Annotated in this window: 15 protein-coding genes; 3 read left to right on the top strand and 12 right to left on the bottom strand. The window is 69.1% G+C overall.

The features are described from left to right. Position 1: 1 nt before the first annotated feature. From QUD34_RS09390 to QUD34_RS09370, 5 genes are all read right to left on the bottom strand, one after another. Complete coding sequence (locus QUD34_RS09390; protein ID WP_286353438.1) at positions 2 to 1,159, bottom strand: cytochrome c biogenesis ResB family protein; 1,158 nt, start codon at positions 1,157 to 1,159, stop codon at positions 2 to 4. Continuing rightward, positions 1,152 to 1,796, bottom strand: a complete 645-nt coding sequence (locus QUD34_RS09385) for a hypothetical protein (protein WP_286353437.1) — start codon at positions 1,794 to 1,796, stop codon at positions 1,152 to 1,154. Before QUD34_RS09385 ends, QUD34_RS09390 begins: the two co-directional genes overlap by 8 nt. 69 nt (positions 1,797 to 1,865) lie before the next feature. Further along, positions 1,866 to 2,111 carry a 4a-hydroxytetrahydrobiopterin dehydratase gene (locus QUD34_RS09380; RefSeq protein ID WP_286353436.1) on the bottom strand — a complete coding sequence of 82 codons (246 nt, stop codon included), beginning with the start codon at positions 2,109 to 2,111 and terminating at the stop codon, positions 1,866 to 1,868. Then, positions 2,108 to 3,679 carry an aromatic amino acid hydroxylase gene (locus QUD34_RS09375; protein ID WP_286353435.1) on the bottom strand — a complete coding sequence of 524 codons (1,572 nt, stop codon included), beginning with the start codon at positions 3,677 to 3,679 and terminating at the stop codon, positions 2,108 to 2,110. The genes QUD34_RS09380 and QUD34_RS09375 overlap by 4 nt, the downstream gene beginning before the upstream one ends. Positions 3,680 to 3,785: 106 nt before the next feature. Further along, positions 3,786 to 4,706, bottom strand: coding sequence for a LysR family transcriptional regulator (locus QUD34_RS09370; RefSeq protein ID WP_286353434.1), 921 nt, complete (start codon positions 4,704 to 4,706; stop codon positions 3,786 to 3,788). Between the two features lie 31 nt (positions 4,707 to 4,737). Between QUD34_RS09370 and QUD34_RS09365 the strand changes: the two genes are divergently transcribed. Then, a complete protein-coding gene (locus tag QUD34_RS09365) occupies positions 4,738 to 5,547 on the top strand; it encodes a TrmH family RNA methyltransferase (RefSeq protein ID WP_286353433.1) in 810 nt (269 codons plus the stop codon). Here the strand turns inward: QUD34_RS09365 and QUD34_RS09360 are convergent. The 5 genes from QUD34_RS09360 to QUD34_RS09340 form a co-directional block, all read right to left on the bottom strand. Beyond that, positions 5,522 to 6,433 (bottom strand): DUF4402 domain-containing protein, encoded by a 912-nt coding sequence (locus QUD34_RS09360; protein WP_286353432.1) that lies wholly within the window; start codon positions 6,431 to 6,433, stop codon positions 5,522 to 5,524. The two genes, QUD34_RS09365 and QUD34_RS09360, sit on opposite strands and share 26 nt — an antisense overlap. Before the next feature lie 32 nt (positions 6,434 to 6,465). Next, a complete protein-coding gene (locus tag QUD34_RS09355; RefSeq protein ID WP_286353431.1) occupies positions 6,466 to 9,249 on the bottom strand; it encodes a hypothetical protein in 2,784 nt (927 codons plus the stop codon). 2 nt (positions 9,250 to 9,251) lie between these two features. Further along, on the bottom strand, positions 9,252 to 10,043 hold the full coding sequence (locus tag QUD34_RS09350; RefSeq protein WP_286353430.1) for a fimbrial biogenesis chaperone: 792 nt from the start codon (positions 10,041 to 10,043) through the stop codon (positions 9,252 to 9,254). 256 nt (positions 10,044 to 10,299) lie between these two features. After that, positions 10,300 to 10,893, bottom strand: coding sequence for a DUF4402 domain-containing protein (locus tag QUD34_RS09345; RefSeq protein ID WP_286353429.1), 594 nt, complete (start codon positions 10,891 to 10,893; stop codon positions 10,300 to 10,302). Between the two features lie 377 nt (positions 10,894 to 11,270). After that, positions 11,271 to 12,053, bottom strand: coding sequence for a response regulator transcription factor (locus QUD34_RS09340; RefSeq protein ID WP_286353428.1), 783 nt, complete (start codon positions 12,051 to 12,053; stop codon positions 11,271 to 11,273). Between the two features lie 140 nt (positions 12,054 to 12,193). Here QUD34_RS09340 and QUD34_RS09335 point away from each other — a divergent pair, with 140 nt between their 5' ends. Then, complete coding sequence (locus QUD34_RS09335; RefSeq protein ID WP_286353427.1) at positions 12,194 to 13,147, top strand: tetratricopeptide repeat protein; 954 nt, start codon at positions 12,194 to 12,196, stop codon at positions 13,145 to 13,147. Between the two features lie 32 nt (positions 13,148 to 13,179). On the opposite strand, the gene QUD34_RS09330 is transcribed toward QUD34_RS09335, so the two are convergent. Continuing rightward, on the bottom strand, positions 13,180 to 13,749 hold the full coding sequence (locus QUD34_RS09330) for a thioredoxin family protein (RefSeq protein ID WP_286353426.1): 570 nt from the start codon (positions 13,747 to 13,749) through the stop codon (positions 13,180 to 13,182). A 141-nt stretch (positions 13,750 to 13,890) separates the two neighbouring features. Between QUD34_RS09330 and QUD34_RS09325 the strand changes: the two genes are divergently transcribed. Then, positions 13,891 to 14,445: a hypothetical protein gene (locus QUD34_RS09325; protein ID WP_286353425.1), complete on the top strand. Its 555-nt coding sequence runs from the start codon at positions 13,891 to 13,893 to the stop codon at positions 14,443 to 14,445. Between the two features lie 7 nt (positions 14,446 to 14,452). Here the strand turns inward: QUD34_RS09325 and QUD34_RS09320 are convergent, their stop codons facing one another. Then, a complete protein-coding gene (locus tag QUD34_RS09320) occupies positions 14,453 to 14,962 on the bottom strand; it encodes a GNAT family N-acetyltransferase (RefSeq protein ID WP_286353424.1) in 510 nt (169 codons plus the stop codon). Between the last annotated feature and the right edge of the window lie 25 nt (positions 14,963 to 14,987).

Genomic DNA, 14,987 nt, shown 5'->3' with positions numbered 1-14,987 from the left:
GTCAGCCCTCCTTCTTGTCCTGGCGCCGCTTGAGGGAGCGCCGGAGGACGATGGCGAAGTGCACGAGCAGGCCCAGGGAGACCAGCACGCAGGACACATACGGGAGCAGCCAGCCGGGATTTTCAACCACGGAAAGGACCGAGAGCGTGTCGTTCTTGCCGAAGCTCGCCTGGTAGAAGGTCTTGCCCTCGTACCGAAGCGGCTGGTTCATGTAGATGAGCACCTCGCGGGACTCGTTCTGGGCGGGATTCACCACCTGGACGAGGCTCGAGAAGTTCTTGGGGATGTCCGTTCCGGGATAGACATCGTGCCGGAACTGCTTGAGCGTGAATGCGTAGGGCAGGTACTGGCGGCGCAGGCGCATGCTCAGCGCGTAGGTGCGGCCCTCGTGGGTGAAGGTCTGCGGCGCGCCGATGGCCACGGAAGCCAGCCAGGTGCCGTAGCTCCGGCCGCCCGCGACGGGCTCCACGAAGACCGAGGTCTGGTTCATGTCGTTGTCGGCCGTGACCGTGGGGCGCTCCACGATGGCGACGCCCTGGCCCACGCCGGCCGTGGCCAGGGCGGGGGAACCGGGCGGCAGGTTGCTCAGCTCCGCGTTGGGATAGAAGCGCTTCACATTCAGGGTGATGGGCGTGCCGGGGACGGGGATCGAGGCGCGGCGCGACAGCAGCGTGTCGGGGACGGAATAGACCTCGTCGAAGGCGGGATCGGTGACATCGATGACGGCCAGTTCCACATTCTTGTAGCTCTGGACATAGTTGACCGTCTGGCCCACCTCGATGGACATGTTGGTGTCCACCTGCATCATGCCGGCCACGAATTCGCCCGCGAAGAGAACCACCAGGCCCGAGTGGACGAGCCACATGCCGGCCTTGGTCCAGGAGCGCTGGATGTCGAGCGTCTTGGCGATGAGGTTGAGGGTGAGGAGGAGGCCCACCAGGGCGGCGCCCGGGAACACCGGCAGGGGGAAGGGCAGGGCCGGGAACTGGCGCCACACGAAGAAGCTGCGCATGTAGGCGTTCACGGCGCCCGCCGTGCCCATCTCCACCTGGGCCAGGGTGCAGAGCACCACCAGCGCCATGAGGAGGGCCAGGAGGACGATGGTGAGCTGGAAGGACTTCAGGAATTTCCAGAGGCGGGTGGCGAGTGTCTTAATCAAGGCGGAGGCTCTCCAGGATGCGCATGAAGTCAGGCTTTGCCTTCGCCGCGGCGGCGGCGTCCCCACTCATCTTCAGGAACCAGGTGTTCCCGTCGGGCGTGGAGATCAGGCCGGCCACCAGACGGCTCTTGGTGCCGTCGTTGGTGAAGTCGTAGAGGTTCACGGCGCCGGCCTTGGTCTTGAGCACCACGCGGGCGGCAGCCAGAGCCTGCTCGTCGATCGGGGGCAGGGTGATCTGGCCGCGCCACCGGTTCACATTGGCCAGTTCGCCACCCGCGGGACCCGGAAGGACCACCACGGTGGCCTCCAGGCGACCGGCGACGGGGGTCTTGAAGGTGGCGAAGCGCATGCCGTCGCCGGGCAGCTCGCTCCAGCCCTTGGGGAGGGACCACTTCAGCGGCCCCCGGGCCGAGGCGGCGGGACCGGCGGATTCAGGGCCGGCGGCCTGGGGGGGCATGGCCTCCTCGGCGTGCCCCGGATGGTCGGGGTGGGGCGCGGCGGTCTCCTTGGGCACCCGGAAGTGGGAGACCCCGTCCGGGCGGCAGCCCAGGGTCAGGCCCAGCAGGCCGATCCCGACGAGGGCGCCCTTCAGCAGGGATGGATGGGGGTGGCGGGGGGGGAGGGGCAGGGTCGGCAAGGGGTTCCTCATGGACTTTTCAGAATAACGGACCTGTCCATGCTCAGACAGTAAACAAACGGCAAATGGTCATAGTCCGAAGGGTTTAACCGCATCATCAATGAGCCGGGCCAGCTGGTGGTCCAGGTCGGTGATGCCGTTCGCATCGTGGGTGGTGAGGGCGATGCGGACATAGCCCCAGCCGAAGGCGATGTCCGGATGGTGGTTCAACCCCTCGGCGGGCCCCACCACCGCGCCGACCAGGTGGTAGGCCGTGAGGAAGTCCGGGGTCTTGAAGGTCCGCACCAGGCTTCCGTTCTCTTCGGTCCAGCTCATGCCATCGCCTCCAGTTCCGTCAGTTCAGCCTGCAGCAGCCACTCGGCGGGATGCCTCCGGGCCCGGTCGGCCAGGGCCCGCAGGCGTGGACCGTCCCTCCGGCCACCTTCCCTCAATGCCCGGACCTCGAGGTAAAGTTCCGCAACTTCCGCCGGCAGGGACTCGGCCTTGCGGATCCGGGCCTGGGCTTCGGCCTCCCCTTCGGAAAAGGCCCCCTGATCGCCGAACCAGCGATCCCAGGAACCGGGATCCGCCGGGCCCCCCGCCACCGAGGGCAGGCCTTCGCTCAGGAAGAGCAGGGCCCAGCTGGGCAGGTCCAGGGGGCGGCCATCCAGGTGGCCCTGAAGGTCGATCACTTCGTGCCCGTCCACGCGGAAGCCCGAGAGGGCGAGCCCGGAGGGCAGCTCCAGGTTGAAGGCTCCGCGGGGAGGCAAGGCACCCCGTCCGAAGGCCACCAGGGCTTCCCCCGTCCAGGGGCGGCCTTCCGCCGCGCCCTGCCGGGACAGCAGCACTGGGCCCTCGATCCGGGCCAGGGCCGTGGCGAGCCCCGGGGCCACCGGCTGGCGGGCCGCGATCTGCGCCGTCACGCGGCCCGTCAGCTCGAGGCCGTCCGCCAGCCGGAGGTGGTTCACGGTGCGGGCCCGCAGGGCCTCCGCCAGGCCGTGGTCCCCGCCGCGCCGCCAGCTCAGGGTGGCCTCGAAGGCCTCCAGCACTTCAAAAAGGTGGTCAAAATCCCGGGCCACGAAGAGCTGGGGCTGCATGCGCGTAATGTCGTATTCGGTCTCGACGCAGGTCAGGCTGAGGGGCACCCGTTTCACCGCGCCCGTGAGGCAGTGGACCGCCTCGCCCAGGCTGCTGAGGAGTCCGGCCCCGTAGAGTTTCGGGTCATCGAGGCTGCCCACCAGGCCGTATTCGGCGGTCCACCAGTAGAGGCGGCTGGCCTTGGTGCTTTCGCTCTCGTAGCGCCGGCTGGCAGCGGCCGCGCGCAGGCGTGCCTCCGCCATCTGCTTCTCCCCCTCCGTGGCGGAAGGATCCTCCTTCACCACGCTGAGGTGGCGGATGGCCTCGTAGACGGCCTGGTCCTCCACGGAGGCGATGGCGCGGAAGCCCGCCTCGCCGCAGCGCTTCAGGTAGTCGGCAAACCGGCGGTCCGCCAGGATGGGCGCGTGCCCCGCGCTCTCGTGGACGATGTCTGGGGCCGGCGTGTATTCGATGTGCTCGTGGCTGCGGATGTCCGCGGCGATGGCCAGCACCCCCAGGGACTGCAGCTCCGTGAACACCGCCGGGGGGATGAAGCCGCGCACGCCCACGGCGGACCAGCCCAGCGCCTCCAGCTTCCCGTTCATCTCGTCGAGGCTGGGGATCGCCTCGAGACCGATGCCGGTGGCCGCCAGGCCGGACAGGTAGCTCGCGTGGGCGGTGTGCTTCAGGCGGTCCGTCAGCCGGTGGAGGATGTGCCGCCAGACGGCGTGGTCCCTGGGCGTGTAGGCCCCGTGGTCCTGGTCCACCACATAGCGGCGGAGGTGGGGCGGCAGGCGGTCGATGGCCCGCTGGGTGGGACTGGACATCAGGGGATGGACCGAGGGAGAGGTCAAACCGCGCTCCGGGGATCCCCCAAGCCTAGTGTCAGAACAGATAGGCGGAAATTGAATAAATAATGAACCATTCGTCGGATTATCGTCGTTTGCGAAGGTGGGCGGCCAGGGCCTTCAGACAGGCCTCGGCCGCGGCGGACGCCCCGCCCGAAGGCCAGAGTGCCACCACCTCCACTGCCTGGGCCTTCCTTTCCTTCAGCGGCCAGACCTGGAGGTCGGCGGGGAAGGGTCCCAGGGCCCGGAGATCCGGGGCGATGGCGCAGGCCCGGAAGGCCCGCAGGGCCGGATAGAGCTGGAGGAAGTTCTCCACCCGGGCCGCTTCCCGCACCTGGATTCCGGCCTCCGCAAAGCGCGCCGAGTTGGCGCCGCCGTAGGGATCGTCCCTCAGCCAATCCACGAAGGGTTTGTCGGCCAGGTCCTTCACCCGGAGGAAACCCGCCTCGGGAGCCAAGCCGCAACCCAGCCCGCAACCCGGGGCGGCCAGCACCACGAAGGGCAGGCGGGCGAGCACGCGATACTCCACCCCCCGGTGGGGCGGCAGGGGCGTGAAGCCCAGGGCCAGGTCCAGCTGGCGCGTCTGGATCTGGCGCACCAGCTCGTGGGCGCCGCCGAAGGCCGCCTCCAGCTTGAGGCCCGTGCGCGCGGCGGCCTGGGCCAGCGGTTCCATTAGCAGGGCGGAGAGGGTGGGGTTCAGGCCCAGGCGCAGCCCCGGTTCCGGCGAGGCGAGGTCGCGCAGGCGCTTGAGGTCCAGCTGGTGGAAGGAGGCCTGGGCGCCGGCGAAGAGGCGCTCCCCCCGCGGGGTGAGGCTCAGGCGGCGGCCGGGTCCGCGCTCCACCAGGGTCTCGCCGTCGGCGAGGGTCTCCTCCAGGGCGCGGAGGTGTTCGCTCACGACGGAGCGCGCCACGCTCAGGTGCTGGGCCGCCGCCTCGAGCGAGCCCGTCTCCACGACGGCCACGAAGGCCTCGAGCCAGGTGAGGTGCCGGGGAAGTTTGCGGGGCATGGCACCAGCCTACCGCCTGTAACCTGATCCCATGCCGGCCTTCGACCCCTGGGACCCTTACCGCGACCTGCGCTTCGCCGGCACGCGGGAGCACCCGGAATACGGGACCTGCTTCATCGCGGAGGGCCGGATCCTGGTGGAGGACCTGCTGGAGGCGGGCCGCGCCGGGCGGCTGAAGGTCATCTCCGTGGCCGCCACCACAACCGCGGCGGCGGAGCTTCGCGACCGCCTTCCGGCCGGTACGGACCTCCTGACGATGGAGCCTGCGGCCCTGTCGGAGCTGGCGGGCTTTCCCTTCCACCGCGGCCTCATGGCCTGCGCCCAGGTGCCCGCGCCGCCCCCGGCCCCGGCCCTGCGCGCCGCCCGCCGCCTGCTGGTGCTGCCCCGCCTCTACGACAGCGAGAACCTGGGGCTGCTGCTGCGCAGCGCCGCGGCCCTGGGTTTGGATGGCGTGCTGGCGGGCCCGGGGCCGGGCCAGTGGACCCGGCGCACCGTGCGCGTCTCCATGGGCGCCGTGTGGCGCATCCCTGTGTGGCGGGTGGACGACCCCTGGGTGCTCCTGGCGGATTGGAAGGCGGCGGAACCCGGCTCCGAAGTCGTGGCCGCCGCGCTCACGCCGGCGGCGGAGGATGCGCATGCCTGGCAGCCCGCCCCCCGCTGCGCGCTGGTGATGGGCCCGGAGGACACGGGCCTGGACCTCCGTCAGCTGGCCTGCTGCGACCGCGCCGTGGCCATCCCCATGGCGTCGGGCATGGACAGCCTCAATGTCGCGGCCGCCGGGGCGATCCTAATGTTCCGGATGGGGGAACCCGGCCTCACTGGTAGCAGACCGACACCTTGAACAGCCCGCGGTAGAGCCCGCTGGCCTGTCCGGGCGGCACCACGAGGCTGGCCCCCACTCGGAAGGGCACGGTGCCCGCCGGAAGCGCGCCCTGCACCGGCAGGTCGCAGACGAATTCCCGGACTTCGAGGGGCGCGCCGGGCCCCGTCAGCAGCATCCGGGTGGGTAGCTGCAGGTTGTAGCCCGAGCCCGGAGGGCCCGACAGCAGGAACGCCGCGGGCCGGGGGTTGCCCCGGACCAGGCGCGGTCCTCCGCCGGGGGTGCTCCGGTGCGAGCCATCCGGGGCGACGCTGAAGGTGCCCTCGGTGGAGCCCGGCAGCAGGCTTCCGAAGTCCAGGGGACTCCCGTTGCTCAGCTTGAGGACGGGGCGCAGGTAGGCGCGGATGCCGAAGGACTGCCGCGCGACCCGGGGCTCCCGATCCCCCTGGACCCGCATCTCCAGGATCACCTGCTCGAAGGCATAAGGGCCTTCGGGCGTGCCGGCCTGGATGTCGAGCTTGGCGCCCAGCCGCAGCTCCGCCTGCCCCTGGGTGTCGAAGGTTCCCTCCAGGCTGGGGAAGGACGGGAAGAACGACTCCACATGGATCTGCCCGCCCCGCGGTCCGGCGAGCAGCGGCTTCGCCGGATCCAGCCGGAGGAGGAACCGGGCCCGGGGTGGACCCGACAGCTGGAACCGGGCCTCCTGGCTGGTCGGCCGGAGGATGGGGCTGAGGCCGGGGCTCAGGGCGATCCGCACCCCTTCGTGGGTGAGGGTGATCATGCCGCCCCGGTCCGCCACCTGGAGGCCGCCGAAGTGCATGTCCTGCACCAGCCGGATGGCCGGATCCTGGGCCTGGGCCAGGATCGGGGACAGGGCGAGGGAGAGCAGGATGGGCCGGATGAACATGGCAGCTCCTTTCCGGGTGAATCGGGGGCGGGTCAGGGCTTTTGGGGAGGGGGATCCTCCCGGACGGGCGGGGTGGGCGGCGGGGGTGCGGGCGAGGCTTCCGGGGAGCCCTCCTCCACCACCAGGTCGAAGCCTTCGAGGAAGCTCTTCTTCGCATCGATGTGGATGGGGCGCGAAGGCGCGCGCGTCAGTCCCAGGCGGCGGGCCTCCTCGGGCGTGATCCGCAGCACATAGTCGCCGGGCGGGAGATCGCGGAATTCGAAGAAGCCGTCGTAGGCGCTCCGCTTCGCCTTGAGGGAGACGCCGGCGGGCGTGATGACCTCCAGCTCGAGACCAGGCAGCTCCTCGGTCTTGCCGGCCTTGCGGAGCCGGGTGGTGCCGCTCACCTCACCCATGATGGTGATGGGGTAGTCCACGGTCATGACTTTGCCGGGCCTGGGGAGGATCCGGTAGGAAGGGAGGGTCGGCCGCATGGAGGCATCCTCCAGGGTGCCTTCGTCCACCTGGAAGGCCAGATCCTGGCTCCTGCCCACATGGGAGTACAGCGCGACCTTGGGATCGGGTCGCCGTTCTGGCAGTTCGCTCCCGCCCACCTTGAACCGGACATCCTCGAGGGTGCGTTCGCCGGGATCCCGCCGCCCATTCAGGTTCTCGTCCATGAAGGCGGAGGCCGAGACGGCTCCCATGGACGACATGGCGCGGGCGTCCATGAAGCCCTTGCCCGTCCGCGGCTCGCGCCCGAAGGAGGCCGACAGCCGCAGGCCGGCGGTGTAGCCCGTGGCCCGGGCATAGCTGGCATCGATCCCGTAGGCGATGCGGCCCGTCATCTTGGTGACGCTGGCGTTGATCGCCGTGTCGCGCAGAGACCCGTTGCTCCCCTGCAAAGTCACCCGGTAGAGCATCCCTTCTCCGTGGCGGTAATCCGCGCCCAGGCCCCAGCTCTGGAACCGCGTCCGGTTCTGCTCCCGGGCGAAGGTCACCGAACCCAGAAGGTTGAGGTTCTCGCCGAAGGAGGAGACGAAGACGCTGCCCTCGGTCCGGACGGACTCCTGCCCGGCGCGCAGGGAGCGGATGCGCGTGAGGATGGGCGAGATGCTGAGCCTGGAGAGGCTGGCCGTGACCTGGGCGCGATCGCTCTGGAAGGCGCTGTCGAGAAAGACCTGGCGCTGGTGCTGGAGGTAGAGGTTCAGCGGGAAGCTCTTGAGGGGAAGGGGCGCCGAGAAGTCCGCGAAGTCCTCCGTGCGGATCACTTCGCCGCGCTCCGAGACACCGAGTTTGTAGAAGCCCCGCCGGTACTCCGACCGCCTCAGGGTCATGGTGGAGTAGCCGATGCCCGTCATCAGGATGCCCTCGGCGGCCAGCCCCCGGGACTCGGTTCCATCCGTCTTCTCGGCCTGGTCCTGGGCTCCGTTCAGCTGCAGGGACAGGAAGGGCAGGATCGCCCGGAGCCCCAGCACGCTGTAGTCGTGCGTGCCGGTGGAGACGGCCATGCGGCTGAAGCCCGATTTCACGGAGAACATCGTGGACAGCCCATATTCGGCCTCGGCCAGCAGGGCCGTCCGGCGGGTCGGGTCCAGCAGGATGGGCTGGGCACTCGGGTCGAGGCTCACCAGGGGATAGGTGAGGTACGACGCCCGCGGCCGCCAGCCCGCCGCGCGGTAGTAGAAGGTCCCCGGAGGCGGCTGCTCCTGCGCGATGTCCAGGCGGTAGTTCCGTTCCGTGCGTTGGCCGAGCGGACCGTGGAAGACCAGCCGGAACTGGTTCAACCCGAACCGCATCGGCACATCCATGAACTCGTACTGGCCATCGGCCCGGGACCGCTGGAACGATACGAGGCTGCCGTTCTGGTACAGCTCCACCGTCCAGCCCTCCGGCAGGGGCCCCCGGAAGGTCCGGGCGGCGAAGGTGGCGCGGTACGAGGTGGGGTAGTTGTCCACGAGCACTCCGCGTCCGGAGGGCAGGGAGCCGGCCAGTTCCAGCGAAGGGGTGGGGATGTCCACCAGGGCCACATGCCTGGCGTGGAGGGGTCCCAGCAAGCCACCCGACGGGTCGTCCCGGGACAGGGTTCCGCGGCTCGAGGCGAAGGAACCGTTCGCATCCCGGGTGAGGTAGATTTCGGAACTCATCCAGAGCAGGTCGCCGCCGGTCATGACAGCGCCCTGGACCGGTGCGCCGGACCCCCGCTGCGCCGTCCGCCAGGAGGCGCTGAGATCCACCATGGGGACATCGATGAAGGTGTAGGGCGATGGGTAGCGCGGCGCCTGGCTGGCGGGGTCGGCATCCGGGGCGAATCCGAGCCGCCCGCCGTACCGCTTGTCGCGGTCCCATGCGGCCTGGATCGGCAGGCGCTCCTTCGCCTTGATCTGGATGGCCGAGGCCCGCAGGTCGATCTCGAGCTCCAGGGGGAACCAGGTCTGGAAGAGGCGGGCGTCCACATAGAGGTCGGACTTGAACGGGCGCACCTGCGTGGCCTCGAAGGTCATGCGGCGGCCCTCCACCTCCACCGTCCGGCCCGCGAGGTCCAGCGCGAAGCGCCGCTTGGGTGAGATGAAGAAGCCGGAGGCCTGTCCTTTCGCGCCCTGGACCGTGATGCCGAGGGAAAGCAGCCGCGACAGCTCCCCCAGGGGGACGAGGGGGGCCGGCCGGGCGGGAAAGGCCAGGAGGCCGTCGCCCAAAGGGGTCCGGTCCAGGTAGGGCTGCAGGATCATGGCGTCGGCCTCGTCCAGGGGGCCGTCCTTCCGTTCTTGGGCATCCACCAGGGCGGCCGCGAGGAACACCGCCACGGCCGCCCGGAGGAAACACCGATCTGGAGGCATGTTCAGTGGTCGATGTCGAAGGAGGCCGAGACGGGGGGAAGCTTCATGTCGGTGGCGGTGAAGGTGACCTTGACCCGGGTCCCCTTGAGCCCGCCGTTCTGTCCAAGCTGCATGGGCAGGTGGACCTCCCGCCGGGCGAGGTTCGCGTAGATGGCGATCGCCTTCAGCTCGCTGATGCGGGCGCCTTTCTTGAACTTGCCACCGGATTCCACCGTGACGGCGAACTCACCGATGACGCTGCGATTCCCGGTGCGCTCCATGATGAGGCTCAGGACGGGAAGCGCCTCAGGTACATCCGGTTGCCAGAAGCGGAATCCGGAGAGCGTGATGTTCGCCGTGGTCGGTCCGTGCCGGACGATGATGGGAATGGAGATGCCCACCAGCTGCGTGATGTTGAAGCTCAGCTTCTGTTCGGGGTCCTCGCCGGAAGGCTTCGGGGGCTCGGCGGTGGGGATGGCCTGGAACAGCAGGTGGGATCGGTACTCGCCGTCGGAGAGCCCTTCCGGTTTGCGCACCTGGACGCGGACCGTCTGGGACTCGCCAGGGGCGAGATCCACCTGGCGGGGCGAGAAGCGGACCAGATCCGCGGCCGTGATCTCGCCTGGCTTCCGTTCCCGCTCCTGGATCTTCCCGCCGGGCAGCATGTCCATCTCCTTGAAGCTCACCCGGTACGAGGCGGCCGAAACCCCGCAGTTCTGCAGCATGATCTCGGCGGAACGCTCCCGTCCCTCCAGCACCACGCGGGTGGGGAAGATGGCGAGATCCCCGGTGCCTCCGGGCCGGGGCGCCGGCATGCCCGAAGGGGTCTTGACGGGCTGACCGGCAGGGGGCGGCGCGGGTGGCGCGGCAGGTGGAGACGGCGCGGGCGTTTGGGGAACGACCGATTGGCCGCCGCCGGCGACCCAGGAGATCGCCAGTAGGCAGCCAAGAAGGATGGGTAGGGCAGGTCGGTTCGGCATCATGGCGGTGGGGTGGTTGGCCTTCGGCGCCGACCCGGGGGCCGCGAGGTTCGGCCTCGCAGCCCCCGGGGATTCCTGACGCCGCAGAGGCTCAGTTGTAGGTGACCTTCACCGTGATGGTTCCGGCGTAGTTGCCGGGGATGGCATCCGAGGGGATGTCCAGCTTGCCGAACACCGAGAAGTGCTTGGCCGCGGTGCCTTCCTTGGGGGCGAAGTAGAGGCAGGAATCCACGGGCAGGTCGTTCTTCGGGGTGAAGTGGCAGGCCTTCCCATGGGGGCCGATCAGATCGGTGGCGGTGATGTCGATGCTCACATTGGGATCGCCATCAGGGACGGGCAGGAGGCTCGGGCCGCCGCCGCCGAAGTTGTTGTCCCTCTGATAGTGGAAGAAGGCTGCGGTCGGCATCGCGGTCTTGTTGTAGAAGCCGCAGTTCACGAGCTTCTTGTCCGTGAGGGACGGGTTGCCATTGGGCGGCGTGTTGAAGGTCAGCTCCACGCTGGCGGCCTTTCCGAGCTCATCCAGCACGATGGATCCGAAGTTCAGGTCCTGGGTGGACACGACCTTGACGGGCGCCATGATCTTGGCAAAGGAGTGGGCGGTGGCGGTGTCGCTGTTGCCGATGCCGACCGGATCGAGGGCCAGCAGCGGGGATGCGACGAGCGCGAAGGCGATGAGCTTGCGCATGAATGATTCTCCATATGGGGCTAGCGTCCGGTGGGCGATGGATTCCGCCCTGGCCGGACAATGTTTGGGGAACCCGGATGCCCCCACGCGGGGGATTCCGGGGTGATACGGGCCACTGGCGGACGCAGTCCCGGGTTCATGCGGGCGCAGCAGCCTTTGGGGCGTTGCTTTGAGGTTCCTGACCGGACCGATGCAGGTGACTGGAACAGGTCTAAAGGTGAGGCCGTGAAGGGGGCCCGGCAAGACCGGAAAAGGTTAAGATTTATTAAAAAATCGATGAAAAACAACAATATAAATCGTTTATTATCTTTATTTGATATCTTCTTGCCTACCGGGCTCTCGACCGCGGATCTTCGGCTTGGCGAGGGACCTTCCCGCTAGCAGCAGACGAATCCGACGCCCCACTCCGTTTTGAAATGCTGCGGGTGGGCGGGGTCGTCTTCGAGCTTTTCGCGCAGCTTGCACACGAAGACATCCAGGGCCTTCGCGCTGCCGAAGTGGTGCTCGCCCCAGACCTCATCGCGGAGCTGCTCCCGCGTGAGCACCTCGCCCGGGTGCCGAAGGAACGCGGCCAGCAGGGCGAATTCCCGGGGGGTGAGATCCACCTCGCGGCCACCCTTGAAGACCTTCATCGTCAGACATTCCAGGCGCAGATCGCCGAGGGACAAGGTGTTCGAGACCTGGGACTGGTGTGCGTACCGCCGCAGCACGGCCCTGATCCGCGCCACAAGTACATCCGGGCCGAACGGCTTCACCAGGTAGTCATCCGCGCCCAGTTCGAGGCCCGAGACTTTGTCAGAGTCGTCGCCCCGTCCCGTGAGGATGAGGATGGCGACCGCCTCGCTCCGCTGCCGCAGCTTCTGGCACAGCTCGAATCCATCCATGCCCGGCAGGCCGATATCCAGGAGGGCCACCTGCGTCGGATGGCGCTCGAAGAGGTCGAGGGCCTCCTCGCCGCTGCCCGCTTCGTGGACCTTGAAGCCCGCCTTCTGAAGCGTGATCCGGATGAACTTGCGGGCGACGGGATCATCCTCCACCAGCAGGACCGGACTGATGGATTCCATGATGCCGACCCAGCTCTGGCCAGGCGAATCCTGGTGCCCGCGGAGGGGGATCTGCGCGGGGGTTGGCTCGGGAAGGCAGGGTGTCCGCTGATTCATGGATCCCCGGGGGGCGACCGAACCGAAACGAGATGGTCGCCGAGGGCAAAAACTAGCAGGTTCTTTTACGATGTTCAAGTTATCAATGTTTATTTTTTACCTAATCAACCTATGCTTGAGCATGCTTTCGGGCGGATAAAATGACACTCGGGTGGATTGAATCAGGCGAAGGGGTCGGAACCCTCCAGGGTTGGATCGAGGCGGGTGCCGCGAGCGCCAAGGCCCGGGATTTCCGGGCCGCGAGCGGGCACTACCTGCGCGCCCTGGAACGGGATCCGCGCCATCCCCAGGCCCTGCGGGGACTGGCCGAGGCCTACCGCGGGCTCCGCGAGGCCGGGCGATGCCTCGAGACCTGGGACCGCTACCTCGTCCTCTACCCGGGCGATGTTTCCGTCCAGACCCGCGTGGGGGACGCCTGCCGACGGGCCGGCCAGCTGGAGCGGGCCGCCGCCCACTACCAGGCCGCCCTGCATCACGATCCGCGGGACCGCTATGCCCTCATGGGTCTCGGCGACCTGCACCAGAAGGCGCATCGCCCGGAGGAAGCGCTGGCCTGCTGGGAGCAGCTTCTGGCCCTCGCCCCGGGCCTGCTGAACATCCGCACCATGGCCGGGAACCTGTGTCGCCGGAAACTGGATTTCCATCGGGCGGAACACCATTTCCGCGAGGCCCTCGCCCTGGATCCCCACAATGCCCACGCGGTCTTCGGGTTGGCTGACGCCCTGCGCGGACAGGGCCGCTTCGAGGAGGCGGCGCCCTACTGGGACGAGATCCTGGAGACCGATCCCGGGAACCGGCAGGTGCTCTGCCGGGCCGGGGATTGCTTCACGCGGCTGGGGCGGTGCGACCGAGCCGCGGCCCTGTTCCGCCGCGCCCTCGACTCCGGCTACGACCGTTCCGCCCTGCTCGGGCTGGCCAAGGTGCACCTCCAGCTGGGCGCTCCCGCCGAGGCCATCCGCTGCTACGAGACCATCCTGGCGCGGAATCCGGAGGACGCGCGCGCCAGCCTGCTCCTGGCCCAGGTCCCCGCGGCCGCCGGGCTCGAGGCCGGAGCCGCTGCGCCGGTCCACCCGGAAGCGGCGGATCCGGCCTGAAGGCCAACCTGAAGGCCGATCTGAAGGTTGGCCTAGCGCCCCTGGCTGGCGGCGATGTCGGTGAGGTGCAGCAGCTCATCGACCACTTCCTGACGGGCGGTGTCCTGGGCGTAGCGGGCGGAGACTTCCTTCCGCGCGGCGGCCACATTCCCGCAGGCCTTGCCCCGGGCGATGAGCTCCCGGCAGGCCTCGGGCATGGGTCCCCAGTTCCCGCATTCCACGAAGCGGTCGCTCAGGAAGATGAACTTGGGAATGGCCTCGCCGCCGTTGGTGAGGAAGCGGATGAACACGCCCGGGTGCTGCTCCCGGCTGATGTAGCGGACCCGGAGGTTGGGCCCGGCCTCGGCCATGCGCTGGAGCACGGGCACATGGCGCACCACATCCCCACACCAGTCCTCGGCGATGGCCACCACATGCACGGGGACGGGCAGCGTGGCCAGGAAGCCCGCCGCCGTGGGATCCAGCACGAGCGCCCGGCGCTGCGCCTCGATCTCGTGGGCCTGCTCGGTCGACTCGGCGGCGCTCAGCCAGGCGGCGTACTCCTGGCCGGAGTCGAAGACGGCCTTCCAGTCGATGAGGGGCAGGGTGGCGGGGCGGGGCATGGAACCTCCGGGAGTCGTTTGATGCTGCCATGTCGCCCCTCGTTCCGGGGCGTACCTTTGGGGCGGCGCGGAGCGCCTCCCGCGAGCGCCCGGCGGGAGCCCGGCGGGAGCCCGGCGGGAGCGTTGGAGAGAGGGGGAGCCATGAACACGATCACTGACCCGATCCGATCATCCCTCGAATGGAAGGAACCTCAGGCCGCCGAACCCCGGTACGAGCTGTGGGCCGGGGAGGACCTGCTGGCGACCCTGTCCTTCGGATCGCCGTGCCGGACCCTCGGCACCGTCGAAACCCAGGAGGGCCGATGGACCTTCCAGCAGGCGGGCTTCCTCCGCCCCTCGATTCTCGTGCGCGAGGAGGAATCGGATCTGGACCTCGCCGTGTTCCGTCCCGGCCTGCTGGGCCATGGCCGCCTCCGGTTCACCAACGGGGTCGTCTTCCAGTGGCGGCACGAGGGCCTGGGCTCGGCCACCTGGTCCTTCCGCGGCGACGGGGGGGAGGTGCTGGTCGCCCTCAAGCTGCGCGACGACGGCGAGGAGGGCCCGGGCCCCCATCGGGTCCAGGCCGAGGTCGAGGTCACGCCCGCGGGCCACTTCAGCCCCCGGGTGCCCCTGCTGGCGGCCCTGGGCTGGTACCTGATCCTGCTGCACCGGCAGGAGGAACCGCCTTCCGACGGGCCCATCGAGTCCGTGTACTGAGGTCGGCTCAATCCAGGGCGATGCGATACACGGCCACCTCGTCGCCCGGCGACCACGCCATGCTCCCCGTGGACCGAAAGCCCAGGGCTTCCAGCAGGCGGGTGGAGGGCGCATTGCCGGGTGAGACGATGGCGAGAACTCCCGGCAGCTTCAGGGCCTCGCGCGCGTAGGCGAGACACGCCGCGGCGGCCTCGCGGGCATATCCGCATCCCCAGAACTCCGGCACGAAGGCGTAGCCCAGGTCCACCTCGGGAAACGCTTCGCGCCGGATGAGGCCGCACATGCCCATGGGCGTGCCCGCACCCCGGTCCTGCACCATCCATAGTCCGTGGCCGTGGGCGGCATAGCTCGCCAGGGGCCCCTGACGCAGGTAGTCCTCGGCCTGATCGATCGTGCGCACGCCCTTGTCGGCGATGTGCTCGATGAAGGAGGGTTCGTTGAGCAGCCGCAGGATGAAGGGCGCGTCTTCCAGGGTGAAGGGGCGGATGAGCAGGCGGCGGGTGAGCAGGGGCGTCATGGTTCCAGGATGGCCCAACCCACCG

The sequence above is a fragment of the Geothrix oryzae genome, assembly GCF_030295385.1.
GTDB lineage: Bacteria > Acidobacteriota > Holophagae > Holophagales > Holophagaceae > Geothrix > Geothrix oryzae.
Note: the sequence above shows the minus strand (reverse complement) of the source record. Positions and strands in the feature narration are given on the sequence as shown.